Source organism: Halomonas huangheensis (genome assembly GCF_001431725.1).
GTDB classification, from domain to species: Bacteria; Pseudomonadota; Gammaproteobacteria; order Pseudomonadales; family Halomonadaceae; genus Halomonas; species Halomonas huangheensis.
In genome coordinates, this window is record NZ_CP013106.1 from 107,615 (window position 1) to 132,507 (window position 24,893).

The 24,893-nt window shown below is 58.2% G+C and carries 24 protein-coding genes and 1 pseudogene; 15 read left to right on the forward strand and 10 right to left on the reverse strand.

Annotated features, from left to right (window positions below):
- Position 1: 1 nt before the first annotated feature.
- Positions 2-1,903, forward strand: coding sequence for a 1-deoxy-D-xylulose-5-phosphate synthase (gene dxs / locus AR456_RS00500; protein WP_021816999.1), 1,902 nt, complete (start codon positions 2-4; stop codon positions 1,901-1,903).
- 101 nt (positions 1,904-2,004) lie between these two features.
- Here the strand turns inward: dxs and AR456_RS00505 are convergent, their stop codons facing one another.
- A complete protein-coding gene (locus tag AR456_RS00505) occupies positions 2,005-4,200 on the reverse strand; it encodes an esterase-like activity of phytase family protein (RefSeq protein ID WP_021817000.1) in 2,196 nt (731 codons plus the stop codon).
- 199 nt (positions 4,201-4,399) lie between these two features.
- On the opposite strand from AR456_RS00505, the gene djlA reads away from it, so the two are divergent.
- Complete coding sequence (gene djlA / locus AR456_RS00510; protein WP_021817001.1) at positions 4,400-5,170, forward strand: co-chaperone DjlA; 771 nt, start codon at positions 4,400-4,402, stop codon at positions 5,168-5,170.
- Between the two features lie 6 nt (positions 5,171-5,176).
- On the opposite strand, the gene AR456_RS00515 is transcribed toward djlA, so the two are convergent.
- Entirely contained in the window at positions 5,177-6,154 is a 978-nt protein-coding gene (locus AR456_RS00515; RefSeq protein WP_021817002.1) for a LysR family transcriptional regulator, read from the reverse strand.
- Positions 6,155-6,292: 138 nt separating this feature from the next.
- Here AR456_RS00515 and AR456_RS00520 point away from each other — a divergent pair, with 138 nt between their 5' ends.
- Together AR456_RS00520 and AR456_RS00525 are read left to right on the forward strand one after the other, a co-directional pair.
- Complete coding sequence (locus AR456_RS00520; protein WP_021817003.1) at positions 6,293-7,324, forward strand: aldo/keto reductase; 1,032 nt, start codon at positions 6,293-6,295, stop codon at positions 7,322-7,324.
- A gap of 306 nt (positions 7,325-7,630) precedes the next feature.
- Positions 7,631-9,178, forward strand: coding sequence for a Na+/H+ antiporter NhaC family protein (locus tag AR456_RS00525; RefSeq protein ID WP_021817004.1), 1,548 nt, complete (start codon positions 7,631-7,633; stop codon positions 9,176-9,178).
- Positions 9,179-9,307: 129 nt separating this feature from the next.
- Here AR456_RS00525 and ribA read toward each other — a convergent pair whose 3' ends face one another.
- Positions 9,308-9,943 carry a GTP cyclohydrolase II gene (gene ribA, locus AR456_RS00530; RefSeq protein ID WP_021817005.1) on the reverse strand — a complete coding sequence of 212 codons (636 nt, stop codon included), beginning with the start codon at positions 9,941-9,943 and terminating at the stop codon, positions 9,308-9,310.
- 131 nt (positions 9,944-10,074) lie between these two features.
- On the opposite strand from ribA, the gene hemE reads away from it, so the two are divergent.
- Both hemE and AR456_RS00540 read left to right on the forward strand, forming a co-directional pair.
- Positions 10,075-11,151: a uroporphyrinogen decarboxylase gene (gene hemE / locus AR456_RS00535; RefSeq protein WP_021817006.1), complete on the forward strand. Its 1,077-nt coding sequence runs from the start codon at positions 10,075-10,077 to the stop codon at positions 11,149-11,151.
- 11 nt (positions 11,152-11,162) lie between these two features.
- The gene (locus AR456_RS00540; protein ID WP_035587633.1) at positions 11,163-11,537 is read left to right on the forward strand and encodes a VanZ family protein; all 375 of its coding nucleotides are present in this window, start codon (positions 11,163-11,165) and stop codon (positions 11,535-11,537) included.
- Between the two features lie 62 nt (positions 11,538-11,599).
- Here AR456_RS00540 and AR456_RS00545 read toward each other — a convergent pair whose 3' ends face one another.
- Positions 11,600-12,109 (reverse strand): hypothetical protein, encoded by a 510-nt coding sequence (locus tag AR456_RS00545; protein WP_021817008.1) that lies wholly within the window; start codon positions 12,107-12,109, stop codon positions 11,600-11,602.
- Positions 12,110-12,369: 260 nt separating this feature from the next.
- On the opposite strand from AR456_RS00545, the gene AR456_RS00550 reads away from it, so the two are divergent.
- Positions 12,370-12,795, forward strand: a complete 426-nt coding sequence (locus AR456_RS00550) for a host attachment protein (protein ID WP_021817009.1) — start codon at positions 12,370-12,372, stop codon at positions 12,793-12,795.
- Positions 12,796-12,890: 95 nt separating this feature from the next.
- Here the strand turns inward: AR456_RS00550 and AR456_RS00555 are convergent, their stop codons facing one another.
- The gene (locus tag AR456_RS00555) at positions 12,891-13,817 is read right to left on the reverse strand and encodes a LysR family transcriptional regulator (RefSeq protein ID WP_021817010.1); all 927 of its coding nucleotides are present in this window, start codon (positions 13,815-13,817) and stop codon (positions 12,891-12,893) included.
- A gap of 174 nt (positions 13,818-13,991) precedes the next feature.
- Between AR456_RS00555 and AR456_RS00560 the strand changes: the two genes are divergently transcribed.
- Positions 13,992-14,768: a ferredoxin--NADP reductase gene (locus AR456_RS00560; protein WP_021817011.1), complete on the forward strand. Its 777-nt coding sequence runs from the start codon at positions 13,992-13,994 to the stop codon at positions 14,766-14,768.
- A gap of 131 nt (positions 14,769-14,899) precedes the next feature.
- On the opposite strand, the gene AR456_RS00565 is transcribed toward AR456_RS00560, so the two are convergent.
- Positions 14,900-15,304, reverse strand: coding sequence for a VOC family protein (locus AR456_RS00565; RefSeq protein ID WP_021817012.1), 405 nt, complete (start codon positions 15,302-15,304; stop codon positions 14,900-14,902).
- A 102-nt stretch (positions 15,305-15,406) separates the two neighbouring features.
- On the opposite strand from AR456_RS00565, the gene AR456_RS00570 reads away from it, so the two are divergent.
- Positions 15,407-15,712 carry a putative quinol monooxygenase gene (locus AR456_RS00570; RefSeq protein ID WP_021817013.1) on the forward strand — a complete coding sequence of 102 codons (306 nt, stop codon included), beginning with the start codon at positions 15,407-15,409 and terminating at the stop codon, positions 15,710-15,712.
- A gap of 93 nt (positions 15,713-15,805) precedes the next feature.
- Positions 15,806-16,018 (forward strand): DUF3820 family protein, encoded by a 213-nt coding sequence (locus AR456_RS00575; protein WP_021817014.1) that lies wholly within the window; start codon positions 15,806-15,808, stop codon positions 16,016-16,018.
- Between the two features lie 95 nt (positions 16,019-16,113).
- Here the strand turns inward: AR456_RS00575 and glnK are convergent, their stop codons facing one another.
- Positions 16,114-16,452 (reverse strand): P-II family nitrogen regulator, encoded by a 339-nt coding sequence (gene glnK, locus AR456_RS00580; RefSeq protein WP_021817015.1) that lies wholly within the window; start codon positions 16,450-16,452, stop codon positions 16,114-16,116.
- Positions 16,453-16,624: 172 nt separating this feature from the next.
- On the opposite strand from glnK, the gene AR456_RS21665 reads away from it, so the two are divergent.
- Positions 16,625-16,750 carry a hypothetical protein gene (locus AR456_RS21665; protein ID WP_021817016.1) on the forward strand — a complete coding sequence of 42 codons (126 nt, stop codon included), beginning with the start codon at positions 16,625-16,627 and terminating at the stop codon, positions 16,748-16,750.
- Between the two features lie 119 nt (positions 16,751-16,869).
- On the opposite strand, the gene AR456_RS00585 is transcribed toward AR456_RS21665, so the two are convergent.
- Both AR456_RS00585 and AR456_RS00590 read right to left on the reverse strand, forming a co-directional pair.
- Positions 16,870-18,120: an ammonium transporter gene (locus AR456_RS00585; RefSeq protein ID WP_021817017.1), complete on the reverse strand. Its 1,251-nt coding sequence runs from the start codon at positions 18,118-18,120 to the stop codon at positions 16,870-16,872.
- Positions 18,121-18,200: 80 nt separating this feature from the next.
- Positions 18,201-18,539: a P-II family nitrogen regulator gene (locus AR456_RS00590; RefSeq protein WP_021817018.1), complete on the reverse strand. Its 339-nt coding sequence runs from the start codon at positions 18,537-18,539 to the stop codon at positions 18,201-18,203.
- A gap of 320 nt (positions 18,540-18,859) precedes the next feature.
- On the opposite strand from AR456_RS00590, the gene AR456_RS00595 reads away from it, so the two are divergent.
- Positions 18,860-19,201, forward strand: coding sequence for an accessory factor UbiK family protein (locus AR456_RS00595; RefSeq protein WP_021817019.1), 342 nt, complete (start codon positions 18,860-18,862; stop codon positions 19,199-19,201).
- Positions 19,202-19,309: 108 nt separating this feature from the next.
- Entirely contained in the window at positions 19,310-20,815 is a 1,506-nt protein-coding gene (locus AR456_RS00600; RefSeq protein ID WP_056932986.1) for a YifB family Mg chelatase-like AAA ATPase, read from the forward strand.
- A gap of 252 nt (positions 20,816-21,067) precedes the next feature.
- Here the strand turns inward: AR456_RS00600 and AR456_RS20755 are convergent.
- Positions 21,068-22,097 (reverse strand): annotated as a pseudogene (locus AR456_RS20755) (IS630 family transposase).
- Between the two features lie 626 nt (positions 22,098-22,723).
- Here AR456_RS20755 and AR456_RS00620 point away from each other — a divergent pair.
- On the forward strand, positions 22,724-23,119 hold the full coding sequence (locus AR456_RS00620; RefSeq protein ID WP_021821115.1) for an allophanate hydrolase-related protein: 396 nt from the start codon (positions 22,724-22,726) through the stop codon (positions 23,117-23,119).
- A gap of 129 nt (positions 23,120-23,248) precedes the next feature.
- Entirely contained in the window at positions 23,249-24,679 is a 1,431-nt protein-coding gene (gene hydA, locus AR456_RS00625; protein WP_021821114.1) for a dihydropyrimidinase, read from the forward strand.
- Positions 24,680-24,893 lie beyond the last annotated feature (214 nt).

Consider the following 24,893-nt stretch of genomic DNA (forward strand, 5'->3'; position numbering starts at 1 on the left):
CATGAAGTTGTTCGATACTATTCCAACCGAGCGTCCATTCACGCCTCTGCTCGACACACTGGACTCTCCAGCGGCCCTGCATGCCATGTCAACGGAGCAGCTCAAGCGAATTGCAGATGAGTTGCGTGCTTACCTGCTGTACAGCGTCGGTGTCTCCGGTGGCCATTTCGGCGCGGGGCTGGGAGTGGTCGAACTGACCGTGGCGCTGCATCATGCGTTCAACACTCCGTACGATCGGCTGGTGTGGGATGTGGGCCACCAGGCCTATCCGCACAAGATTCTTACCGGGCGTCGCGAGCAGATGACCAGCATTCGTCGCTACGGCGGCCTGGCAGCCTTTCCGCGTCGTACCGAGTCGGAATACGATACCTTCGGTGTCGGCCACTCGAGCACCTCGATCTCAGCGGCGCTGGGCATGGCTCTGGCTGCACGTAGCCAGGGAGAGGAGCGTCGGGTCTGCGCGATTATTGGTGATGGAGCGCTGACCGCCGGGATGGCTTTTGAGGCGCTGGCGCATGCCGGTCACGTCAACGCCAATCTCTTGGTGGTGCTCAACGACAACGAGATGTCGATCTCCGAGAACGTCGGTGGCATGGCCAGCTATCTGGCGCGCATCCTGGTCAGCAAGCCTTATCAGAGCATGCGCGAGAACAGCAAGAAGGTGCTCTCGCACCTGCCGGGTGCATTGGAGCTGGCGCGGCGTACCGAGGAGCACGTCAAGGGCATGGTCAGCCCGGCGACCCTGTTCGAGGAGATGGGCTTCAACTATGTCGGTCCCATCGATGGTCACGACCTTGAGACGCTGAGTCAGGCCCTGCGTAGCATGCGTGATCTGGACGGGCCCCAGTTCCTGCATATCAAGACCTGTAAAGGACGCGGCTTTCTGCCCGCGGAGTCTGACCCGATTGGCTACCATGCCATCACCAAGCTGGAAAAACCCAGCGATCCCGAGACTGCCTCGCAGGGAGCCAAAAAGGCTGCTGCGGTGCCGGGCAAGAAATACTGCAGCGTGTTCGGTGACTGGATCTGCGATATGGCCGCCGTCGATGAGCGCCTGATCGGCATCACTCCGGCGATGCGTGAAGGCTCCGACATGGTGCGCTTTTCCCAGCAGTACGCCGAGCGCTACTACGATGTGGCGATTGCCGAGCAGCACGCGGTAACGCTGGCGGCGGGCATGGCCTGTGAAGAAATGAAGCCGATAGTAGCGATCTATTCGACCTTCCTGCAGCGTGGCTATGATCAATTGATTCATGATGTCGCCGTGCAGGACCTCGATGTGACCTTTGCCATCGACCGTGCGGGATTGGTGGGTGAGGACGGCCCGACCCACCATGGTGCTCTGGATCTGAGCTATCTGCGTTGCGTGCCCGGAATGGTGGTGCTGGCGCCGGCGGACGAGGCTGAGTGCCGGGCGATGCTGAGTGCGGCCTATCATCATCCGGGGCCTGCTGCGGTGCGTTATCCACGTGGTACCGGGCCGGGCGCGGAGATTCCCTCGCACCTCGAAGCATTGCCCATCGGCAAGGCGGAATCGCGTCGCAGCGGCAAGGGGATTGCACTGTTGGCCTTCGGCAGTCTCAATGGCCCCGCCGCTGAGGTGGCTGAACGCCTCGATGCCAGCCATATCAACATGCGCAGTGTAAAACCGTTGGACCGTGATGCCATTCTCGCAGCCGCGCGCGATCACCAGTTGCTGGTAACGCTGGAAGAGAATGTTGTCGCTGGCGGCGCTGGCAGCGGCGTCAATGAGTTGCTCGCCGCGGAAGGTGTGCAGGTGGCGATACTCAACCTTGGATTGCCGGATGTATTCGCCGAACACGGCAAGCCCGTAGAGTTGCTGCGCGACTGCGGGCTGGATGCCGATAGTCTCGAGAGCGCGATTCGTCAGCGTCTTGGCTGAGTGTTACCCGGCTCCATGGCGGGAGCCGGGCAATCATGGCCCTGTTCTCAGGCCCTGTTTTCAGGCCCGGTACTCAGGGCCCGGTACTGGGGACTAGCCGCTCAGGCTTCCGGCAGGGGTATCCGCAACACACGCGTTCTGGCGATGCTGTCGTCAACTCCATCATTGTCGGTAATCACCACCAGCGTATCACCGTCCACCGACATGGCCTCCGGCTTGTCGACGATCACACCTTGGCTTTCGGCCATTGCGGGCAGCAGATCCACCAGTTCTCTGGTCTCCAGCAGCGGAGGGGTACTCTCGGGACCTACGGGCGTGGCGTCCTCGAGTGAAATCGTGACGACACGCTTGAGTGCCGCGCGCTCACCAACCTGATTGTCTCGCTCCAGCAGTGCCAGGCGTCCATCGGGCAGTGGCGTAATTTCGGAGAAGCCGACCCAGCCACCGACCGGGGACAACGGGTCGCTCAGGGCGACACTCAAGAACTGCCAGTCGCCGCTGGTCGGGTCGAGCAGACCTAAGCGTGCACGACCTTCCTCGCCTTCCAGCGCGCGCTGGAAGATAACCGCCAGGCGTTCACCGCCCTGATCCGTCCCCGGTAGCGCGGCAATGCCCTCGAAGCCGAAACGTGTCATGCGCTCGGCGACCACCTCGGGCAGCGTGAAACGCTCGGTGATGTTGCCGTCGGCATCGACACCCAGCACCTGATTGGCCCGCCCCTGCTCGGGATTGCCCTCGCTGACCAGCCAGGCGCCACCGGCGGCTGGGGCAATGCCCTCAAGGTCCAGGTCCCGGGCAGGGCCGTCTGCGTCGCTTACCGGGGTAACGTCGCGAATCCGTGCAGGCATGCTGCTTAGTTCGAGCTGGTACAGACGAGCCTCGGGATAGACGCTGTCGCTGACCAGCAGGGCCTGGCCATTGCTGTCGACCGAGAGGCCAGACAGCGCGCCGAAACCAATCTCCTCGCCGTTATCGTCAGCGCCGATGATCTCTGCCGCTGGTGGGGTTTGCTGCCACTGATAGATATTGACCGTGGAGCGCAGGCCAGCTTCCGGATCATCTTCTTCCGCGGCGACCACGAACAGGTCACGCTGAGGAATGGCCAGCAGCCCCTCCGGGCCGACGCCGGTGCTCAACCATTGCATGAACTGGGGTGCCTGGTTGGTACCCATATCACGGTATACGGCAACCGAGGCCGCACGTTCGAGGCCAACCAGAATAAGCTCGCGCTCCTTCCAGATCTCGATGCCTTCAGGCTCTGCGCCCTTCTTGCCAGCGCGCCCAGCGGGGTAGGCACCATACTCCAGAGCGAACTGTTCCAGAGTGTTGCCGCTGTCCCAGATGACACTGCCATCCGTCGAGAAGATGGTAAAACCGCGTGAACCGCCCTGGTAGTCGCCTTCGTTGGCGGTGACCAGGCGTTGGTTGTCGAGCCAGCCGACGGCATCCGGCTCGCGGGCCAGGCCGTTCAGTTGACCATTGGCTGTGAGGCTGCCTTTCTCGGTCGGAACTTGTTCGAGATCGACGCTACCCGCGGAGAAATGATCGGTGATATCACCGCTGGTGCCGTCGACAATGACGATATGGTTGTTTTCCTGCAGGGTAACGGCGACCTGTCCGGCATCGTTGATATCGACGAATTCTGGTTCTGGATCATCGCCGGCTACTTCCGCCAGCCCGGTCAGATCGATATGACGAGGGGCTTCGCAGTTGGTCGGAGTGCCATCTGCGGCGAGGTCGAACATTACCAGATCGCCTGCTGGGAGCTGTGGAAGCTCTCCATCGTTGTGATCCTCATCGCGCTCATTCTCGATGGCGACGGCCAATAGACTGCCATCGGGGCTGATGGCCACCGAGTCGGGTTGTCCACCCAGGTCACACTGCGCGTTCAGCTGCCGAGAGCTCAGATCAACGACACCGAGAAAGCCGGAAGGCGAGGTATAGCTGCTGCTGGTGTTGACGCCGACCAGCGCGGTGTCGGCGCTGACACTCACCGAGGTCGGTTCCCCTTCCAGCGCCAGAGAGCCGCCAGCGGTTGGCGCAGCAGGGTCGGTGATATCGATGAAGCCCAGGCGTTCTGCCGGGCTATCGGTGTAGATCAGTAGCGTGCCATCGGCACTGGCGGTGATGATTTCTGCCGCTGTTACCGTGGTCTCCGGGTCCAGTTCCGCAGTCAGGTTGTGATGAACCTCAAAGGTGGCTATCTGGCTGAGGCCTTCGGCGTGGCTGGCCAGGCTCAGGCTCAAGCCAGCGGTGGCTATGCCGGTACAGAGCAGGGAGCGATGAAGTCGAGGCATGGAGCAGGTTCCTTGTTGTTACATGCAGGATCACTTTTTTTCGCCCAAGTCTGGGCGACACTGATGACCATTGTGTGAACCCGCATCGCCTCGATAGGTAACGCAGTGCTATCCTGCCGGTTTTCCAGCACCCTGCGTCTGCTTGTGGAACGTGTGCGACCAGGAAACGTGTTTGACCAGGAAATACGGAGAAGTTTGCATGCTGATCATCATTATTGGAGCAGTATTGGGGCTACTGGTGGGCGGTCCGTTGGGAATGTTGATCGGCGGCGGTCTGGGTTGGTGGCTGGCACGTCGCCTGCGGGGAGGTCTTCTGATTGGACGTGGCATCGCCGAGGCGCAGCGTCAGTTCCTCGACTCCACCTTTGCTGTCATGGGGGCTATCTGTCAGGCCGATGGCCAGGTCAGCGGACATGAGCGTCAGGTGCTGGAGCAGTTGCTGGTTCGTTTGCGTCTGTCGGAGAGTGCCAAGGCCAGTGCCCGCGAGTCCTTTGAGCGTGGTCGAGCCAGCGATTTCAATCTAGACGGCGAACTGGCCAGGGTCTCGCACCTGGCCCGAGGGCAGGCTGCGCTGCGACAGGTTTTCCTGCAGGTGCAGTTATCGGCCATTGCCGCCGATGGTGTCCTGCATCCCGCTGAGCACGAGATGATCATGCGCGTCGCCCGTGGGTTGGGTTGCTCACCGGCAGAAATCGAGCAGATTGAAGCCATGCTGCGAGGGGCCTCGCAGGGAGCGGGTACTCAGGAAAGCCGCAGTTCGGTAGATGATGCCTACAAGGTGTTGGGCGTTTCCGCCGAGGTCACCGATGCCGAGCTCAAGCGTGCCTACCGCAAGCTGATGAGCGAGAACCATCCCGACAAGCTGGCCAGTCGTGGCTTGCCGGAGAGCATGCGTGAAGTCGCCGAGCAGCGTACGGTTGAGATCGGCAACGCCTATCAGCGCATCCGCGAAGCGCGTGGACTGGCATGACCTGAGCTACGAGCTACGAGCTACGAGCCGTCTGGCCAGGCGATACGCTTCGTGGTCGTCGCGGCGCCAGGCCAGGCAGATGTCGGTCCCCAGCGCCTGCCAGCGTTCGCTCAGGGGCCGCACATCAACGCCATCGCGGCTGGTGCCGAGGTAACTGGCCGGCATCAGCGCGACGCCTTCTCCCGCAGCAACGGCGGCCAATAGATGATGGTGATCCTCCGGTTCCTCGCTGCGTGGCGGGTGGTAACCGCCTTCGCGAAAGACGCGCTCGCAGTGGTCGAAATAGACAGGATTATCACGTCGGGGAAACCACAGTAGCGTCGTGCTGTTCAGGACTCGGAGGTCTATGACTTCCAGCGCGGCCTGTGGGTGTCCTGAAGGTAGGGCGACCCATAGCGGTTCATGGCCGATACGCGTGGTTTCGATAGCGTCGGGGACTTCGCTCGGCATACCGATGAAGGCCAGCTTCGGGCATGTTTCGCCCTGGCGATCCAGCAGACGGCTCATCAATTCACGCGAAGAGGCTCGAATCAGTTGTATCTCCGCCTGCCGTGGGTGTTCGGCAGACGGGTTTTCGACAGATGGATGTTCGATAGGTTGGTGTTCGAGAAGTTGGTGCTCGAGAAGCCGGCGCTCGAGTTGCTGGCGTGTGGGAAAGGCGCTGGGGTCGAGAGCCGATGTCATGCCGATGGTCAGCCTGCCCGTGGGATTGTCACTGGCTTGACGCGCTTCCTCACAGGCAGCCTCTATTTCAGCGAAGCAAGGGCGCAGCCGATTGGCGAGGCGTCTTCCTGCATCGGTCAAGGTGACCCGCCGAGTAGTGCGTTCGAACAGTGCCACACCGAGTTCGGCTTCCAGAGCCTGGATGCGCCGGGTCAATGGCGGCTGGGAGATATGGAGGCGCGCTGCGGCCTGACGAAAGTTCCCGGTATCGGCAACGCTGAGAAAGCTCTCCAGTCGATCGATACGCAGTCGGTAGCTCATGGTGCTTTCCTGACGATGGGTGAATCCCGGCATTGATACCCTGGGAGTATCAAATTATCGACAATTCTCCAGCAGACGGCCAGCGTTCAACATGGGCTGCGGTTGTTTTCATTCCCCATTCTGCTGGAGTTCCTGCTTATGAGTTCCCTACCTTCACCCACTCAGGTATTCGATCAGCGCCGTATTGGCGAGGCCTTACGCGTGTCGCCGCTGGGGCTGGGCTGCATGGGCATGTCCGAGTTCTATGGTCCCAGTGATGATGCGGAATCCATGCAGCTCATTCAGCAGGCCGTTGATGCTGGAATGACGTTGTTCGATAGCGCCGACACCTATGGTCAGGGCCATAACGAGCAGTTGCTGGGCCGAGCCCTGGCAGGCCGTCGTGAGCAGGCCGTGATTGCCACCAAGTTCGGTATTGTGCGCGATCCCGGTGCCTATGCACGCTCGCTTGATACCCGGCCCGAATATGTACGACAGGCTTGTGACGCTTCCCTCAAGCGGCTTGGAGTCGACTGCATTGATCTCTATTACGCACACCGCCTCAATCCGGATATAGCGGTGGAAGAGACGGTCGGTGCCATGGCCGAGCTGGTCAGAGAAGGCAAGGTGCGCGCGCTGGGACTGTGCGAAGTCTCGGCGACAACGCTTGAGCGTGCCTGTCATGTGCATCCCATTGCCGCGCTGCAAAGTGAGTACTCGCTATGGTCGCGTGGCGTTGAAGACGCGGTATTGCCGGCCTGCCGCCGCCTGGGAGTCACGCTGGTAGCGTACTCCCCGCTGGGACGTGGCTTTCTCAGTGGTGCACTGCAGACTCGCGACGATCTTGATGAACGTGATTTTCGGCGTCAGGCGCCGCGCTTCAGCGAGCAGAACCTGGCCGCCAATCGCGAGTTGATCACGCGCCTGGAAACCATGGCGAAACAGCGCGAGGCAACGCCGGCGCAGTTGGCACTGGCATGGTTACTGGCTCAGGGTGATGACATCGTGCCGATTCCGGGGACTCGACGACTGACTCGCCTCAATGAGAACCTGGCGGCGATTTCGCTTGAGTTGAGTGCCGAGGACCTTGCCCAGCTGTCTGGCTGGTTCCCGCCGGGAGTCGCTCAAGGCGAGCGTTATACCGAGGAAGGTATGAAGGGCATCGAGGTCGAGACGCGTCTGCCGAGCTGATTGGTCATCGGCAGCAGGTGGTGCGCAGAAAGCGCACGACGCCAGGGGATTCTTCCACTAGCCTGGAGATACGAGCGGGTGCGTGGAAAGGCAGTATTTTCGTTGGTTGGCAACCATCGGCGGGGCAAATTGCGCTATTGAGACATTGCAGTTGCCGATTGTGTTGCCAACAAATAGGATGCTGGCCTTTCCATGCGGTGATCGTAGGCATCTCGCGGAGCATTCGACACACGCCTGGTGAGGCTTGTCGGTCCCGAGGGTTACAGCCTGCCGCATGAATACCGACAAGAACCCAGGAGTATCCCGATGTCATTCGGAGTCTTATCCCTGTTGCCACCGTTACTGGCGATTCTGCTGGCACTGGCAACGCGCAACGTTATACCGGCGCTGTTCTGTGGTGTCTGGCTCGGCGCGACCATGCTGGCCGGCTACAATCCGGCGGCAGGTTTCTACAACAGCTTTTCCGACTTCATCGTGCCCAGCATCGGCGATGAGTGGAATGCCACGGTCCTGATCTACTGTGGCCTGTTCGGGGTACTGATCAGCATTCTGCAACGTACTGGCGGGGCACATGCCATCGCTCGGGCGATTTCGCGCAAGGTAGCATCGGCGCGTGGCGCACAGGGCGCGACGCTGGGGCTGGGCATGCTGATCTTCTTCGAGGATTACTTCAACGCCTTGACCGTGGGTAGTGTGATGCGGCCGATCACCGACCGCATGCAGGTCTCGCGGGAAAAGCTCGCCTATATTGTCGATTCCACCTCGGCTCCCATGTGTCTGTTGGGGCCGGTATCGACCTGGGTGGTGTTCGTGATGGGACTGATCGGTACCCAACTGACCACCATGGGGGCCTCGGGCTCGGAATATCTGCTCTATCTGTCGACCATTCCGCTGAACTTCTATGCCTGGCTGGCGCTGGGCATGATCTTCTTCATTGTCATCACCCAGTGGGACTTCGGGCCCATGGCGCGTGCCGAGCGTCGTGCTCGCGAGACCGGCAAACTGATGGAAGATGGTGCCAAGCCGCCGTCAGATACCGAAGCCATGGCGTTGGCTGCGCCTACCGACACCGCGAAGAAGCGCAACATGCTGGTGCCGATCGCGGTGCTGTTGGTGATGATTCCACCGCTGTTCCTGTGGACCGGCGACTATCCCAACAATGATCTGGTGACAGCGGTAGGGAATGCGGATGGTGGCAAGTCGATCCTGATCGCTACCATGGTGGCGGTGATCGTTGGCCTGAGCATGGGGATCGGGCAGCGCCTGTTCGACTTCCGCGAAGCCATGGATATCGTGGTCGAAGGCATCAAGAGCATGACTCTGGTCTACATCATTCTGGCGTTGGCATGGTCAATCGGTAGCGTAACCTCTGAACTGGGAACCGCCGACTACCTGGTGACGCTGACTCAGGCGAATATTCCGGTCAGCCTGGTGCCTGTTCTGCTGTTCCTGATTGCCGCCGTGGTGGCCTTTACCACTGGCACTTCCTACGGCACCTTCGCGATCATGATTCCGATTGCCATGCCGGTAGCCGCGGCGATGGATATGCCGATGGCGCTGGCGATTGCCTCGGTATTGAGTGGTGGCATCTTCGGTGACCACTGCTCGCCGATTTCGGATACCACCATCCTGTCGTCGGCCGGCTCCAGTTGTGATCATATCGACCATGTGCGGACACAGTTGCCCTATGCGCTGACTGCCGGGATTGCGGGGATCGTAGCGTTCTTCGTGGCGGGTATAACGGCAACGGTCTGGGTGGGTGCGCTCAGTGGTGTGGCGACCATGCTGATCATTGCTCTGATCTTGCGCCGGGTCTGGCAACCGGTATCAAAACAGCAGGCTCAGACGAGCTGAGTGCTGAAGTGTCGAAAAGAAAGAATACACTGCAACGAATGTGCTGAAACCATCAGGCCCCGCTTTCGAGCGGGGCCTGATGGTTGGTAAGCAGCGTTCATGAACGCGGTCATGTTCCTGTCTGCTGACTCACGGTTTACGCTCGATATCGATGTCGTCAGCCGGCACGAAGTCAGCCAGTGCAATCATGTGGCCGAGCTTGCCGGCCTTGGTGGCCAGGTAGTGTTCGTTATGCGGATTGAGTCCGGTGGTCAGAGAGACGCGCTCAACAATATCGACACCGGCCTCGCTCAGTGCGTCGACCTTGCGCGGATTGTTGGTCATCAGTCGCAGCCCCTTGACGCCAAGATGATCGAGCATCGGAATGCACAGATCATAGCGGCGCAGGTCGGCGGCAAAGCCAAGGCGCTCGTTGGCTTCGACGGTGTCTGCACCCTGATCCTGGAGATGATAGGCACGGATCTTGTTGAGCAGGCCAATGCCGCGTCCTTCCTGGCGAAGGTACAGAATCACACCGCGGCCTTCCTCGGCAACGCGCTTCATGGCTTCCTGAAGCTGGTAGCCACAGTCACAGCGCATCGAGAACAGGGCGTCTCCGGTGAGACATTCGGAATGCACCCGGCCGAGTACGGGCTGTCCATCGGCGATATCGCCGAGAGTCAGGGCAATATGATCCTTGCCGGTGGCTTCATCTTCGAAGCCATGCATGGTGAAGGTAGCCCAGGGAGTGGGCAAGCGGGAGGCGGCGATGAAACGAATCGTCACGGGGTACCTCAGTGTCAGGACCACGGCAAAGCCGATGGGAGGGCGCTTATTCTACCAGCATACGCTGCTCGCCTCACGACCGTGTGAGGTGAGGTACAATACACTGAGAATTTCGCGAGGATGATGTCCGAATGGAACTGAAAAACGACCGTTTCCTGCGTGCCCTTGCGCGTCAGCCTGTCGACCGCACTCCAGTCTGGATGATGCGTCAGGCTGGCCGCTACCTGCCTGAGTATCGAGAAGTGCGAGGTCAGGCGGGGGATTTCATGAGTCTGTGCCGTGACACTGATCGTGCCTGCGAGGTTACCTTGCAGCCACTGGAGCGTTACGCACTGGATGCTGCGATCCTGTTCTCGGACATTCTGACTATCCCTGATGCCATGGGGCTTGGGCTGTACTTCGAGACTGGAGAAGGCCCGAAGTTTCGCAAGACCGTACGCACCGAAGCGGATGTTGTGGCCTTGAAGGAGCCCGAGGCCGAACGTGACCTGGACTATGTGATGCGTGCCGTGTCGACCATTCGCCGTGAACTGAATGGCCGCGTGCCTCTGATCGGTTTCTCCGGCAGTCCCTGGACGCTGGCTACCTATATGGTGGAAGGTGGTTCGAGCAAGGACTTTCGGCATGTGAAGTCGATGCTTTACGGTGCCCCGGACACCATGCACCAGTTGCTCGACAAGCTGGCCCATTCGGTCACCGATTATCTCAATGCGCAGATTCGTGCCGGAGCACAAGCGGTACAGATCTTCGATACCTGGGGAGGGACGCTCTCGACTCCCGCGTATCGTGAGTTCTCGCTCAGCTATATGGAGCAGATTGTTGCCGGCTTGATTCGTGAACACGATGGGCGTCGCGTGCCGGTGATCCTGTTCACCAAGAACGGTGGGCAGTGGCTCGAGGATATTGCCGAGACTGGTGCCGATGCGGTTGGATTGGACTGGACGACCGAAATGTCCAATGCTCGTGCCCGAGTCGGCCACAAGGTTGCGTTGCAGGGCAACCTCGATCCCAATGTATTGTTTGCCAGCCCGGCGGCGATTCGCGCCGAGGTGGGGCGGATTCTCGATAGCTATGGTGAGGGGCCAGGCCACATCTTCAACCTCGGTCACGGCATCAGTCAGTTCACTGACCCGCGTAGTGTCGATGCGTTTGTCGATGCTCTGCATGAACTGAGCCCGGCGTATCACAGCCAGATCGCGACAGCCTGATGCCGAAGGGCATGACGACAGGAATCCGTACATTACTTGATCGACGGCGAATGTGGAGGTGGTTGGCGATACTGGCGGCACTGATCATCGCCGTTGGCAGTTTGATGCCGGGTTCTGAGCTGCCCGATAGTCTGCCTTCTGACAAGATCAACCATCTGCTGGGCTATGCGGGCCTGGCAGCGCTGATTGCGTTGTCGGGTCGGCGTTATGGGTGGGCGGCTGTGCTGGCGGTAGGATTCGGCGTGGTGATTGAATGGGCGCAGCTTCATGTGCCGGGCCGCAGTGGTGCCGATCTGCCGGATATCGCTGCCAACTCGGTAGGGGCGCTGCTGGGAGTGGGAAGTGTGGCCTGGCTTGCTCGGCGCTGTCGTTCTGATCAGGCTTGAGCTGAGGTGCAGTACAAGGACGGGGCGCATTGCGCCCCGTTTTCGTTGCAGCTCACGACAGGTTACAGGCTGGGTTCGCGGCGCCCCGGGTCGTTGTCGTTGCCGTTGCCGGTGTTGGTGGCATCGACGTTCAGCCCCGGCTCACGTTGACGACGCTGGGCCAGGGTCTCGGCACGACGTTTTACCCGGGCGGTGCCCACCGCCGAATCGTCGTCACTCAGAACCTGCCCCTGAGAAGTCCAGGCTTGCTCATTGTCGTGTACGGCGGGGCGACGCTCAAAGGAGCGTGTGACCACTGCTGATGCGGAGAAGCCGGCACGCTGGTTAGCCAGGTGATGGGGCAGCAGCCACAGCTCAGCGACCAACCGCAGAGCGACCATCACCAGCAACATGATGCCCAGGCCAATGACCAACGGTGGCCAGGCGTCAGCCCAGCTGGTAGCTGTCATCCACGGCGTGCGTGGTATCAGCCACCAAAGTCCCGCAACCATAACGCCCAACTGCAGTACCGCATGGCAGAACAACAGGGTGCCTCGGGAAAGAGGGGCGCTGGGGTAGAAAAACTGGCGCATGGGTAAATGTCCTCCAGGGGTTGGCTGTGCGTGCGCCAACCAATTGCGACTATCCTTGCTGCGCTGACGTTTCCCGTCTTGTGGGAAGCATCTGCGCTTGAGCAGAGTTGCGAATGCTACCGCAAAGGAGGTCGTGATCGTCACTGTCCGTAATGGGCGACGCTATTGTCGCCGGCAACGATCAGTTGACGCCCCGTTGGAGCGTTGCCATGGTGGAGGGGTAGTGCTTCCCGCCATTTCACCTGCTGCGAGGATTGCCGATGACGACCTATATCGTGGTGGCCGACGCGGCCCGCGCTCGTATTTTCACGAGACTGGGACACAAGCTTAGTGAACAGGAAGACCTGGTGCACGCCGAGGGGCGTTTACACGAAGGCGACCTGGTAACCGACAACGGAGGGGATTCGAGCGTTCATTCGTCAGCGTCTCGTTCATCAGGGGGTGACTCGGTAGCCACCGTGCACCATGAGGAGATATTTGCTCGCGAGGTTGCCGGACGTCTGTATCGCGCACGCGTCGATAATCACCTGAAAAAGTTGATTCTGGTCGCGCCACCGGGCTTTCTCGGTCAGTTACGTGACAAGCTTGATGCGCCTACCACCAAACTGGTCATCCACTCATTACCCAAGGATCTCACCAAAGCCAGCAATGAAGAGATCGCTGAAGCTGTTGATGATCTGCGCTGAGAGTCACCGCTGAGCAATGTGATCCGAGCCGGTACTGACTAGTGATGCCGGCTCACTTGTTCTGGTATGTCTTCTTCCCTCATTTTTCCCTGGTGTCAGGGAATATGCGGCAGGTCAATTTCGTCACTGCGCTTGATGCCTTCGGTCATCCTGCGGCATTGGCGGAGAAATTCCCGCATGCCCGCTGCCAGATACTTGTGACGGTGCCAGATGAAGGTGAACTGTCGGCTGAGGTCGAGTTCGGGGGTGGGGATCGGCGTCAGGCTACCGCGTCGGAAGGCATCACGCAGGGCCAGTCGCGACACACAGCCGATACCGAGCCCCGACTCCACCGCACGCTTGATGCCTTCGGTATGCTCCAACTCCAGTAAGGTATTGAAACGGCCTCGTCGGTGGCGAGCGGCTTGCTCCAGCGTCAGCCGTGTCCCGGAACCTTCCTCACGCATGATCCAGGCTTCGCGCAACAGTCGGTCGAGTTCCACCGGCCCCTGATTGGCCAGCGGATGGCGCGGCGAGCAGAACACCACCAGGTCATCCTCGACCCAGGGCTGGGTAATCACTTCCTCTTCCTCGCACTGTCCCTCGATCAAGCCAAGGTCGAGCTCGTGATGGCGGATGCTGTCGATGATCGTACGAGTATTGCGAACCTTCAGACGCACGCGGCTACCGGGATGGCGCTGCATGAAGTCGCTGATCAACAGCGTGGCGAGATAATTGCCGATCGTCAGCGTGGCGCCGACATCCAGGTGCCCGATGCCCTGCTGGCCGCGCAGTAGTTCCTCGACTTCTTCGGCGCGGTCGAGCAATGCCACGGCCTTGGGCAATAACTGGAACCCCAGTGCATTGAGCTTGAGGCGCTTGCCGATGCGGTCAAGCAGCTGGCAATCAAACTGGCGCTCGAGTTCGGCCAGAGCGGTGCTGGCTGCGGACTGTGACAGGGATAGCGAGCGGGCTGCGCGTGACACACTCTCGTGTTGGGCTACAGCCACGAAGACTTCGAGCTGGCGCAGGGTGTAGCGCATGACAGGACTCCCAATGACAGAGGTCCTTGTCAGTCTATATCTATGTTATGGATAAGTCATATCCACACAATTCATTTAACAGATAAATAGCCGGAGCTTAGAATTCTCTGCAAGTCATCATTGTCTTGTTTATTCCTTATGGGAATATGCAGCGCATCTTTTCGAGGAGTCGGCATGAGCAAATTTGCCCTGGAAGAAGTTCTCAGTGTCCACCACTGGAACGATAGCCTGTTCACCTTCCGCACTACCCGCGAGCGTAGCCTGCGGTTCAAGAATGGTCAGTTCGTCATGATCGGTCTGGAAGTGGCCGGCAAGCCGCTGATGCGCGCCTATTCCGTAGCGAGCCCCAACTATGAAGACCATCTCGAGTTCTTCTCGATCAAGGTGCCTGATGGTCCACTGACCTCGCGTCTGCAGCACCTCAAGGTCGGCGACCAGATCATGGTCAGTCGCAAGCCGACCGGTACGCTGGTGTGTGACGACCTGCTGCCGGGTCGTAACCTCTACATGCTGTCTACGGGCACAGGCCTGGCGCCGTTCATGAGCCTGATCCAGGATCCGGAAGTCTACGAGCGCTACGAGAAGGTGGTATTGGTGCATGGCGTGCGTAACGTCAATGAACTGGCCTATGCCGATTTCATCACCAAGGATCTGCCGGCGCACGAGTATCTGGGTGAAGAGATCGCCGAGAAGCTGGTCTACTACCCGACCGTGACCCGTGAAGAATTCCACACCATGGGCCGCCTGACCGACCATATCCGTAGCGGAAAGTTGACGGAAGACAAGGGCCTGCCGCCCATCGATCCCAAGCAGGATCGTGCCATGATCTGCGGCAGCCCGGCGATGCTCGATGATACCAGCGCACTGCTGGACGAGCTGGGCTTCAACATTTCGCCACGCATGGGCGAGCCCGGCGACTATGTCATCGAGCGTGCCTTCGTCGAGAAGTAAGCCGCGCTTGACCAGGCCCTGCCACTGCCGGTAAGGCCGTTGAAACTCACAGCCCCGGGAGCATTACTGCTCCCGGGGCTGTTTCGTTGTCGGCCTGTGCTGAATAGGGGCTGTGCTGAATAAGGGCTGCGTCAGGAAAGGCGCTGTCCCGAGACACTGGGATGGTAGAGCGGCTGTACGCTGTTGCCGTCCGGGTCGAGGCAGTAGAAGCTGCGTCCCCCATCCGCATGATCGTGAGGCTCACGGGTGATGCGAGCACCGGACTCACTCAGCCAGGCATACCATGCATCGACATCCTCGCGCTGATCGACAACAAAACCGAAATGGTCGAGCCGCTGTGGGTCCTTGCCTGTGGCCTGACGAGCGCGACTGAGCGACAGGTTGTCATTGCCGAGGGTCAAGTAGACCAGGTCGTCGTGAGCGCGACGCAGGATCTGCATTCCCAGTAGCTCGACATAGAAGCGCTCACAGGCCTCCAGATCCTGAACTTGCAGGGCGATATGGCGCATGCCATTGAGAGGGGCTGGTCGTGACATCTTGCAGGCTCCCGAAGGGTTGGATAGTGTTGTTGGAAATTATTTCCATAATGCGCGGCGTAACGCTGCGAGGCAACCCCTCTACCCACAGGAATGTCAAACATGTACTGCATCATCGTCAGAACACAGCTCAAGCCCGGCAATCGCGAACGCTTTCTCGGCGCCATGCTCGACAATGCCAGGGCCTCGGTTCGTGATGAGCCGGGATGCCTGGTATTCGATGTCATCGAGGATCGTGATACCCCGGACTGCTTCCATCTCTATGAGATCTACCGTGACGAACAGGCGCTGGCCGAGCATAAGCAGACGCCACACTATCGCGCTTCACGGGAAGTGGTAACGCCGTTGATCGCGGAACAGAGCGTGATTCGAGCGGATGTTCTGGCCTGTAATCCCGAGAGTCGCTGAACATCAGTCGTGATCCCGGCCGGGTAGGCTGTGTACACTGTGCGGTCGACGGGTCAGATCCGCGCCCGGCAATATCGATCACGGGGAGAGCCCATGCATCCTGAGGACCTTGAGAAGTTGGTCACCATGACCATGCCGTTTGGCAAATATGTGGGCACGACAATTGCTGACCTACCCGGCCCCTATCTCAACTGGTTCGCGCGTGAGGGGTTTCCACAAGGGGAGATCGGGCGCCTGCTGGCGCTGATGCATGAAATCGACCACAACGGTTTGAGTGACCTTCTGGAACCCCTGCGCAAGCGCTGACTCTCCCCTGTATATGAAGATCCCCACCAGCCCGAGACTGATGGGGATCTTCATGCTGCTCGTCGCTCGTCGCTCGTCGCTCGTCGCTCGTCGCGTTAGACCGCGTCTTTATCGGTCTCGCCGGTACGGATACGAATAACCTGCTCCAGCGGAGTGACGAAGATCTTGCCATCGCCGATCTTGCCGGTGTTGGCGACCTGAGTGATGGCATCGATCACCTGTTCGACCATGCTGTCGTCCACCGCGACCTCGAGTTTGACCTTGGGCAGGAAGTCGACGACGTACTCTGCACCACGGTACAGCTCGGTGTGGCCCTTCTGACGACCAAAGCCCTTGACCTCGGTGACGGTGATGCCCTGCACACCGATTTCCGAAAGCGACTCACGGACGTCGTCGAGCTTGAATGGCTTGATAATCGCGGTCACCAGTTTCATGGCGTAATCCTCTTGCTGTCCGTGGGGAGAAGATTCGGCACGGTCTGGCCGAGATGGGCGCCAGTTGTGCTCACTTCCTGAATACAGTGTGTGACAAGCATACTCCGGGAGAGGCCGATTGAAAAAGTGCCAGTGTGAGAATGCTTCAGCTATGAGCTATGAGCTATGAGCTATGAGCTATGAGTTACGAGCGGCGAGCCAAGGCAAGGGCAAGGGCAAGGACAAGGACAAGGACAAGGAGTATTCCGCTGCGCCTGGGCTGAGCCTCGGAGCTTTTGTCGGTGAGCCATGGAGATGACATTGAGCAACTCGTGGCCCGTGGCGCGAAGCTCGCTGCCTGAGACCAGCCATAAAAAAGACCCCCGAAGGGGCCAGGTGGAGCACGCCAGCTCACTGGTGTCGCGGGTAACCTTGAGGTTACTTCTTGGCGACGTTGAACTCGGGGTAGGCTTCGAGACCACATTCGGCCAGGTCGACGCCTTCATATTCTTCTTCTTCACTGACGCGGATACCCATGATCGCCTTGATGACCAGCCATACCACCAGGCTGGCAGCGAATACCCAGGCGAAGATGCCAGCGATACCCAGAATCTGTGCACCGAAGGTAGCGTCTGCGTTGTTGATGGGTACCGCCATCACGCCCCAGATGCCGGCTACGCCGTGGGCGGAGATCGCGCCGACCGGATCGTCGAGACGCAGCTTGTCGAGCGTAACGATGGCAATCACTACCAGCACACCACCGAAGGCACCAATCAGGGTCGCGTTGAGCGCGCTGGGTGACAGCGGGTCTGCGGTGATCGACACGAGGCCAGCGATCGCGCCGTTGAGCGCCATGGTCAGATCAGCCTTGCGGAACCACACCTTGGCGAGGATCAGCGCGGCCAGTACACCACCTGCGGCAGCAGCGTTGGTGTTGACCAGTACCTGAGCCATGTTGTTGGCCGAGGAAACATCAGAAATCTTCAGTTCGGAGCCGCCGTTGAAACCGAACCAGCCCAACCACAGGATGAAGGTACCGAGGGTCGCCAGCGGCATATTGGCACCGGGGATGGCATAGATCGCACCGTTCTTGCCGTATTTGCCCCGACGCGGCCCGAGTACCAGCACACCGGCCAGAGCTGCTGCCGCACCTGCCATGTGCACGATGCCAGAGCCTGCGTAATCGGAGAAACCTGCGGCAGACAACCAGCCACCGCCCCAGGTCCAGTAGCCGGACACCGGATAGATCACCGCGGTCATGATCACCGCGAAGGCGAGGAAGGCCCACAGTTTCATGCGTTCGGCGACGGCACCGGAGACGATGGACATCGCGGTGGCAACGAACACGACCTGGAAGAAGAAGTCGGCACGTGCGGAGTAGTAGGGGGCATCTTCGCCACCTGCGAGCACGGCATCTACGCTGTTCTCGCTACCCAGCAGGAAACCGATGCTCGGCAGGAAACCGCCTTCACCCGAGGAGTACATGATGTGGTAGCCGATCAACAGGTACATGGTGCAGGCAACGGCGAACAGCACGATGTTCTTGGTCAGGATCTCGGCGGTGTTCTTGGCACGCACCAGACCTGCTTCGAGCATGGCGAAGCCTGCTGCCATCCACATGACAAGGGCGCCGCAGATCAGAAAGTAGAAAGTGTCGAGCGCGTAACTCAGTTCACTGATATCGACCATGGATTTTCTCTCTTGTATCGAGTCGTGTGTCGGAGCGAAAGGCCTGCGTAGGTAACATGCGTAGGGACTATAAGAGTGCTTCAGACGGCGTCAGCACCGCGCTCTCCGGTGCGGATACGGATGACGTCTTCCAGCGGTGTGACAAAGACCTTGCCATCACCAATCTTGCCGCTGTTGGCAGCGTTGCAGATGGCCTCGAGCACGGTGTCCAGACGGCCTTCGTCGACGGCGACTTCGACTTTCACCTTGGGCAGGAAGTCGACGACGTATTCCGCGCCGCGATACAACTCGGTGTGACCCTTCTGGCGACCGAAGCCCTTGACCTCAGTCACCGTGATTCCCTGAACGCCGTTGTCGGCGAGTGCCTCGCGAACGTCGTCCAGCTTGAACGGTTTGATGATGGCGGTGATCAGTTTCATACCAGAACTCCCTGCTGGAGAAGTTGCGGCCTGTCGCCGCTTTGTGCATTGATAACTCGTTAGTGCGCAAAGTGTGCCAAACTGGTGTTAGTTACTTTAATTCAACGAGTTATCATGTTTTCGGTGGCGGAAGTTCGCAGTTGCACAAAACCCTGTCACGACAGGTGCACTGTTTTGGTTCACCGTATGGTGGTATATGCGCCAATCAAGGGCGGGCTATGCGCTAGCGAAGCTCGACTAACGCGTTCAGTGCATGCGCTGACCGTCAGGCTTGCGTATCCTGTCGTTAGGCACACACTGGTTTTACAAGGAGAGGCATCATGGTCAGTCAGGACCGTATCAGCCGCCTGGCGCAGCAGATTGGCGAGCGCCTGCAGGGCGCGTCTCAGGCACCGGAAGATATCCAGAAAGGCGTGCAGCAAGTCGTGCGCGGCGCCTTTGACCGTCTGGAACTGGTGTCTCGTGAGGATTTCGACATTCTCATGGACGTTCTGCAGCGCACCCGTGCAAGGGTTGAGGCACTGGAGAAGCAGGTGGCGAGTCTCGAAGCCGCTGTTGAAGGGCGTAATTCTTCCAACAATGCGGATGCCAGCACTACACAGGCCGATGCCAGCACCGAGGCAGACACCGGTTCCGAGCACGGCAAGGCTCAGGATCAGTAATCGCAGGCAGGGCAGTCACGGGCAAGTCCGTCACAAGTAAGACAAGACCCAGCGCCAATAGTCGGGTGGTATCGATGCCGGTGTTTTTCATCAGGCGAAGGAGCGCCCATGACTCTGGCGATTGTCACTACCCGGGCCGGGTTGGGGCTGGAAGCCCCGGAAGTTCATGTTGAAGCCCACCTGGCCAATGGCCTGCCGGGTATGACGCTGGTTGGGCTGCCGGAAGCGGCGGTCAAGGAAAGTCGTGAGCGAGTGCGCAGCGCACTGACCACCTCAGGCTTCGAGTTCCCGCTGCGCCGCATCACCCTCAATCTGGCGCCCGCCGATCTGCCCAAGGAAGGCGGGCGTTTTGATCTTCCTATCGCGCTGGGGTTGCTGATCGCCTCCGGTCAGCTGCCTCCAGAATCCCTTGCCGATATCGAATGCGCCGGAGAGCTGGCACTGGATGGCCATCTACGACCGGTCACCGGCATGCTGCCGTTCGCTCTGGCCACGCGTCGTGCCGGGAGGAAGGTGATCGTGCCCGAGGCCAACGCCGCCGAAGCGGCCCTGGCGGGCGGCCTCGAAGTCTTCCCGGCCCGGCACCTGATGGATGTCGTGGCTCATCTTGCGGGTCAGACCTTGATTGCCCCCTACCAGCCGCAGGAGCCTGCACCACCATCGATCGAGATTGCCGATCTGGCTGACGTTCGTGGCCAGCATCAGGCACGCCATGCGCTGGAGGTGGCAGCAGCGGGCGGGCATAACCTGTTGTTTGCTGGCCCGCCGGGTACCGGTAAGACCCTGCTGGCCAGTCGGCTACCCGGAATCCTGCCGCCGCTGGAAGAGGACGAAATACTTGAGGTCGCGGCGATCCGCTCAGTCAGCGGCATGGCGATTGAGCAGGATTGGGGTCAGCGGCCCTTCCGTGCCCCCCACCATACTGCCAGCGCCGTCGCGCTGGTGGGCGGCGGCAGTCGTCCGCGTCCGGGGGAGATATCTCTGGCCCATCACGGAGTGCTGTTTCTGGATGAGCTACCCGAATTCAACCGCCATGTGCTCGAAGTCATGCGCGAGCCGATGGAGTCTGGCGAGATCCATATTTCACGGGCCAATCACGAGCGCTGCTATCCGGCGCGCTTTCAGTTGGTAGCGGCGATGAATCCCTGTCCCTGTGGGCATCTTGGCGATCCGCGCCAGTCCTGTGTCTGCACCGCCAACCAGATCCAGCGCTATCAGTCACGGGTCTCGGGGCCGCTGTTGGATCGTATTGACCTACAGGTCGAGGTACCCGCGCTGCAGGCGAAGCAATTGACCTCCACCGAGAGTGGAGAGAGCTCCCAGGCCGTGCGTGATCGAGTCATGGCCGCCCGTCAGCGTCAGTCGCAACGTGGCGTCATCAATGCTCGCCTCAGCGGCCGTCGGCTCGATGAAGTCTGCGCGCTCAACGCCCCGGACCGTGCCTGGTTGGCCGATACACTTGACCGATTGAAGCTCTCCGCACGCGCCTATCACCGCATACTGCGCGTAGCCCTGACTCTGGCCGACCTCGTCGGCCTGGAGCGCCCCGGCCGTGAACAACTGATCGAGGCGATTGGCTATCGACAGCTGGATAGGTTGTTCAAGGGGCGGTAGTGCTGGGTGCCCTTGGGCGGGGCGAGGAACTGCTTAAAGCCAACTGAAAGCGCTCGAGAATTGATCAAGCTCTGCTTTAGTGGCTTCACGTAGCATAGCGTTCTGCGGTGCTATCCATGTCCATTTCTGTACCAGTATATTTTGCTGCTGCTTATCGGACTTGATATCGAGTACGGTCACGATCTGGTCACCGATCAGTACTGGCAGTGCGAAACAGCTGAACACTCGGTTGGCTTCGTCGCTGATAAGTGCCTATTCAAAATTAATAACGTGATCAGTTCCATAGTCAGCCAAGAGCCGATGCACCTCATCACAGAGTCGGTCAAACGAAAGATATGCCCTAGCGGCAGCCATGTGTACTTCATCTGTCTCCACAGAATTTCAATCAGATTCAGCTCCGGTGAGTACGCGGATAGGTAGACCAGGTGTACACGGTGTGACATCCACTCCACTCTCTTTCGTCTGAACGCCTTGGAGCGATGCATGCTGGCATTGTCGAGCACCACCATGGCGAAGGTATCGAGGGGTTTCTGGGCCACAAACTGGTCAAACGCCTTGATGACCGTCTCGGTGGTCACGGAGTCAGTCACGGTGTGGTAGACCAACTCCCCGGCGCAGCTGAGAAACCCCAGCACATTCAGCCTGCGGCTGTGTGAGTAGGCGGTGACTTCGCAGGGCTTTCTGACAGGACTCCACGCATAGGGCACAGGTGACGATTGTGAGAACCCTGACTCATCAAAATAGTAGAGTTCATGTTCCCCCAGATCTTCTCGCTGATGAAGTGGCTTGGGAGCCCCTGAGTGTTGCGGAAATCAGCATCATCATGTTGTGCCTTGAGAGAGTGCCGAATGCGTTTGAAACTGAAGTTATTTTTTTCAGCACCCGGCGCAGAGTTATCGTACTGTCCTTCTTGCCGCTCTCTTCCTGGAAGCGAGCCTGCAAGGATCGAATCTGCTGAGGTTGCTCCGCAATCAGTTCCTGCAATCGTTGGTGATCTCTCTCATCCAGGAGTGGCGTGCGGCCGTTGCGGGGCTTGTCGACCAACCCATCGAGGCCTGACATTTCCCCACTGCTTAAGCCAGCGAGATACAGCATCGCGGCGAACCTGTAGTATTTCAGTGATTTGGCGGATCGTGTGGCCCTGATCACTCAGCAGAACGGCATGTGCACGCCTGCGTATGGCACGCTTTTCACCGCGATGATAGGCCGATGTCAGTGTCTGTATTTCAGACTCAGAGAGGGGGAAACAAAACGGCGCCTTGCCATGGTTCGTCCGCGTCAGTGGGCCAGGCTGCAATAATGCACGACAATTCAAGGACAAGAACTTAGTACTAATAGTATTGGAACGACGAATACGAGTCGTTTGTCAAATTTCTTTTCCGCCGCGGAAAATTTCAAATTTTTCTTTTGCTTATGAATCAGGTTCTTGTTTTGCTCCACTTTGGCACTTTAATTCTACTCTCTTCCCCAGGTAAATAGGCCATTTCTTCTTTTCAACGAACGGATAATTTCTGACACTGAACACCCTTGACCTACGGCCAGAGGCGTAGCTTCCTGTTTCCCTCAGGAATGAGGGATCGCCACTGTGTTCTTTGCGATATGCGGCTTTTATGCCTAGTGAGAAATAATCATCGGCTGCCTTGCAGAGAGCGTCGAGCGTCAACATCAGACCGCGATAGGTCTGAATTCCAATATTTCCAATGGGCATGAAGTTCATATAAATCGTTGATTTTAAATAAAATATCATGATTTTTGTTGCTGGCTTGACATTGGTATACCACCGGTATATCTTTTCTTTAGATCTGCTGGCATCAGTTTTTATGCTAGCTCGCGGGTCTTTCAATAAGCTAGATAACTGGGTGAAGATATTTAAATAAAATATGTGGTTAGAGATACAGAGGAATAGGTATGTGTAAACCAGAAGAAACGCTGAAAATGTTTGTCAACGGTCAAGCCATGTCCGGCGGAAGTATCAATTTTGCACTTGAAGGCGCAAAGTATCTGGGCAAGGCCAGCACCGCAAAGAAGTATAGATTTTATTCGGTTCGTGATGAATTTCCTGGCCTATGGCCTGTTTCTGAATGTGGAGAAAAAATTCCAGGCGAGCTGTATGAGGTAACTTATCAACAGCTTAGGGAAGAATTATTACCCAATGAACCCGATGAGCTTGAGTTATCTGTTATTGAGCTTGATGACGGCTCAGGTTCGCTGAGTATGAAAATGCGGCAGGAATCAATCGACCTGCCTGGAGTGACTGATATTACAAACAGTCATGGATGGATCGCATACCTTAAATCCAGATAGATCATCCAGCAGCATAGCCGTTAACGGAAATATCGAGAAAATCATAAAGAATAAATAGAAAAAACAATACCAATTTAAGAAATTCTGTGATTTCAAGAACAACGCTGATGCTATTGATGAGGGACGCAAATGGACAGTTTCGATCTGGTGATTCGAAATGGCACTGTAGTGACCGCCTCAGATACTTTCGTTTGCGATATTGGGGTGATCGATGGCCGTATCGCGGCTCTGGGCGAAAAGCTTGGGGCGGGTCGTGAAGAGATAGATGCGACCGATCGTTTCGTACTCCCCGGAGGTGTCGATGCTCACTGCCACCTCGATCAGCCTATGGGTCCCGGAATTTGCATGGCAGACGATTTTGAGTCTGGCACACGCTCTGCTGCTTGTGGAGGAACCACAACGGTAATCCCGTTCGCCGCTCAGGAAAAAGGCAGCAGCCTGAAAGCAGCCGTAGAGGATTATCATCGCCGAGCAGATGGCAAGGCTTGCATCGATTATGCCTTTCATATGATCGTCAGTGACGCCAGCGGAGACATACTGCAGCATGAGCTGCCGCAATTGATCGACGCTGGCTATACCTCGTTCAAGATATATATGACCTATGACGATCTGAAACTGGACGACCGGCAAATTCTGGAAACGCTTACTGTTGCAAGACGGGAAGGCGCCATGACGATGATCCATGCAGAAAACTCCGATTGTATTGCATGGCTCACCGAAGCACTCGAGGCCATGAATCATACGGCGCCTCTCTATCATGCCGAGGCCCGCCCTTCGATTGTCGAACGCGAAGCGACACATCGTGCAATTTCATTGGCTGAACTCGTCGATACACCTGTATTAATTGTTCATGTATCCGGCAACGAGGCGATAGAGCAGATCCGTTGGGCGCAGGGGCGTGGGTTGAGGGTCTATGCCGAAACCTGTCCGCAATACCTGTTTCTGACCGCTGAGGATCTGGACAAGGACGGCTTTGAGGGTGCGAAGTGTGTCTGCAGCCCGCCTCCAAGAGACAAAGCCAATCAAGAGGGAGTATGGAATGGTCTGGAAAGTGGCGTTTTTCAGGTGTTTTCCTCAGACCATGCGCCCTTTTGTTATGATGATAAGGAAGGCAAGAAAGCAGCCGGAGAATCCGCATCCTTCCAATATATCCCCAATGGCATTCCTGGAATCGAAACACGCCTCCCTCTTCTCTATAGCGAAGGTGTTCTGCGGGGACGGATCGACATTACCCGATTTGTTGCATTAACTTCCACGAACCCTGCCCGGATTTATGGTCTCTACCCACGCAAGGGAACTATAGCCATTGGTTCAGATGCTGATATCGTTATCTGGAATCCGATGGCAGAATGGACCGTCCGTAATACAGGCCTTCATCATGACGTCGATTACACGCCATACGAGGGGATGGTGCTGCATGGTCGTCCACAGACCACTATCTCTCGCGGGAAAATCGTATGGGATAATGGTCAATTCCTTGGGGCAGCCGGGCGCGGCATGTTTCTGCGTTGTGAACGCCCCCAACCAGCACGTCCTCGAGGTGAGAATCGAGGATTCTGAAAAGTCACTACAACCATTTTATCGCATGTGGCGAGAATTTGGCACAAGTGATCGAAACAGTAAGTCTCGAGAAGTTTGATGATTGAGCAATCTTAGGCATCAATCACTCATGCCTAAACCCGGGAGTCATGAGCCTCTTTCTCTCTACCCGCTCCCTCTCGATATAGATAAACAGAAACTCATGAAAACAAACTAGATGAAGAAGACTTATGGA

Excerpts from the sequence above, each read along its gene's own strand:
- AR456_RS00545 (WP_021817008.1), bottom strand. The coding sequence starts at position 12,109 with ATGCGCCAGTTTTTCTACCCCAGCGCCCCTCTTTCCCGAGGCACCCTG.
- dxs (WP_021816999.1), top strand. The coding sequence starts at position 2 with ATGAAGTTGTTCGATACTATTCCAACCGAGCGTCCATTCACGCCTCTG.
- AR456_RS00560 (WP_021817011.1), top strand. The coding sequence starts at position 13,992 with ATGAGCAAATTTGCCCTGGAAGAAGTTCTCAGTGTCCACCACTGGAAC.
- AR456_RS00540 (WP_035587633.1), top strand. The coding sequence starts at position 11,163 with ATGACGACAGGAATCCGTACATTACTTGATCGACGGCGAATGTGGAGG.
- AR456_RS00505 (WP_021817000.1), bottom strand. The coding sequence starts at position 4,200 with ATGCCTCGACTTCATCGCTCCCTGCTCTGTACCGGCATAGCCACCGCT.
- AR456_RS00565 (WP_021817012.1), bottom strand. The coding sequence starts at position 15,304 with ATGTCACGACCAGCCCCTCTCAATGGCATGCGCCATATCGCCCTGCAA.
- AR456_RS00550 (WP_021817009.1), top strand. The coding sequence starts at position 12,370 with ATGACGACCTATATCGTGGTGGCCGACGCGGCCCGCGCTCGTATTTTC.
- hydA (WP_021821114.1), top strand. The coding sequence starts at position 23,249 with ATGGACAGTTTCGATCTGGTGATTCGAAATGGCACTGTAGTGACCGCC.
- AR456_RS00515 (WP_021817002.1), bottom strand. The coding sequence starts at position 6,154 with ATGAGCTACCGACTGCGTATCGATCGACTGGAGAGCTTTCTCAGCGTT.
- AR456_RS00595 (WP_021817019.1), top strand. The coding sequence starts at position 18,860 with ATGGTCAGTCAGGACCGTATCAGCCGCCTGGCGCAGCAGATTGGCGAG.
- AR456_RS00575 (WP_021817014.1), top strand. The coding sequence starts at position 15,806 with ATGCATCCTGAGGACCTTGAGAAGTTGGTCACCATGACCATGCCGTTT.
- AR456_RS00620 (WP_021821115.1), top strand. The coding sequence starts at position 22,724 with ATGTGTAAACCAGAAGAAACGCTGAAAATGTTTGTCAACGGTCAAGCC.
- AR456_RS00525 (WP_021817004.1), top strand. The coding sequence starts at position 7,631 with ATGTCATTCGGAGTCTTATCCCTGTTGCCACCGTTACTGGCGATTCTG.
- djlA (WP_021817001.1), top strand. The coding sequence starts at position 4,400 with ATGCTGATCATCATTATTGGAGCAGTATTGGGGCTACTGGTGGGCGGT.
- AR456_RS00600 (WP_056932986.1), top strand. The coding sequence starts at position 19,310 with ATGACTCTGGCGATTGTCACTACCCGGGCCGGGTTGGGGCTGGAAGCC.
- AR456_RS00520 (WP_021817003.1), top strand. The coding sequence starts at position 6,293 with ATGAGTTCCCTACCTTCACCCACTCAGGTATTCGATCAGCGCCGTATT.
- glnK (WP_021817015.1), bottom strand. The coding sequence starts at position 16,452 with ATGAAACTGGTGACCGCGATTATCAAGCCATTCAAGCTCGACGACGTC.
- hemE (WP_021817006.1), top strand. The coding sequence starts at position 10,075 with ATGGAACTGAAAAACGACCGTTTCCTGCGTGCCCTTGCGCGTCAGCCT.
- AR456_RS00585 (WP_021817017.1), bottom strand. The coding sequence starts at position 18,120 with ATGGTCGATATCAGTGAACTGAGTTACGCGCTCGACACTTTCTACTTT.
- AR456_RS00590 (WP_021817018.1), bottom strand. The coding sequence starts at position 18,539 with ATGAAACTGATCACCGCCATCATCAAACCGTTCAAGCTGGACGACGTT.
- AR456_RS00570 (WP_021817013.1), top strand. The coding sequence starts at position 15,407 with ATGTACTGCATCATCGTCAGAACACAGCTCAAGCCCGGCAATCGCGAA.
- AR456_RS00555 (WP_021817010.1), bottom strand. The coding sequence starts at position 13,817 with ATGCGCTACACCCTGCGCCAGCTCGAAGTCTTCGTGGCTGTAGCCCAA.
- AR456_RS21665 (WP_021817016.1), top strand. The coding sequence starts at position 16,625 with ATGAGCTATGAGTTACGAGCGGCGAGCCAAGGCAAGGGCAAGGGCAAG.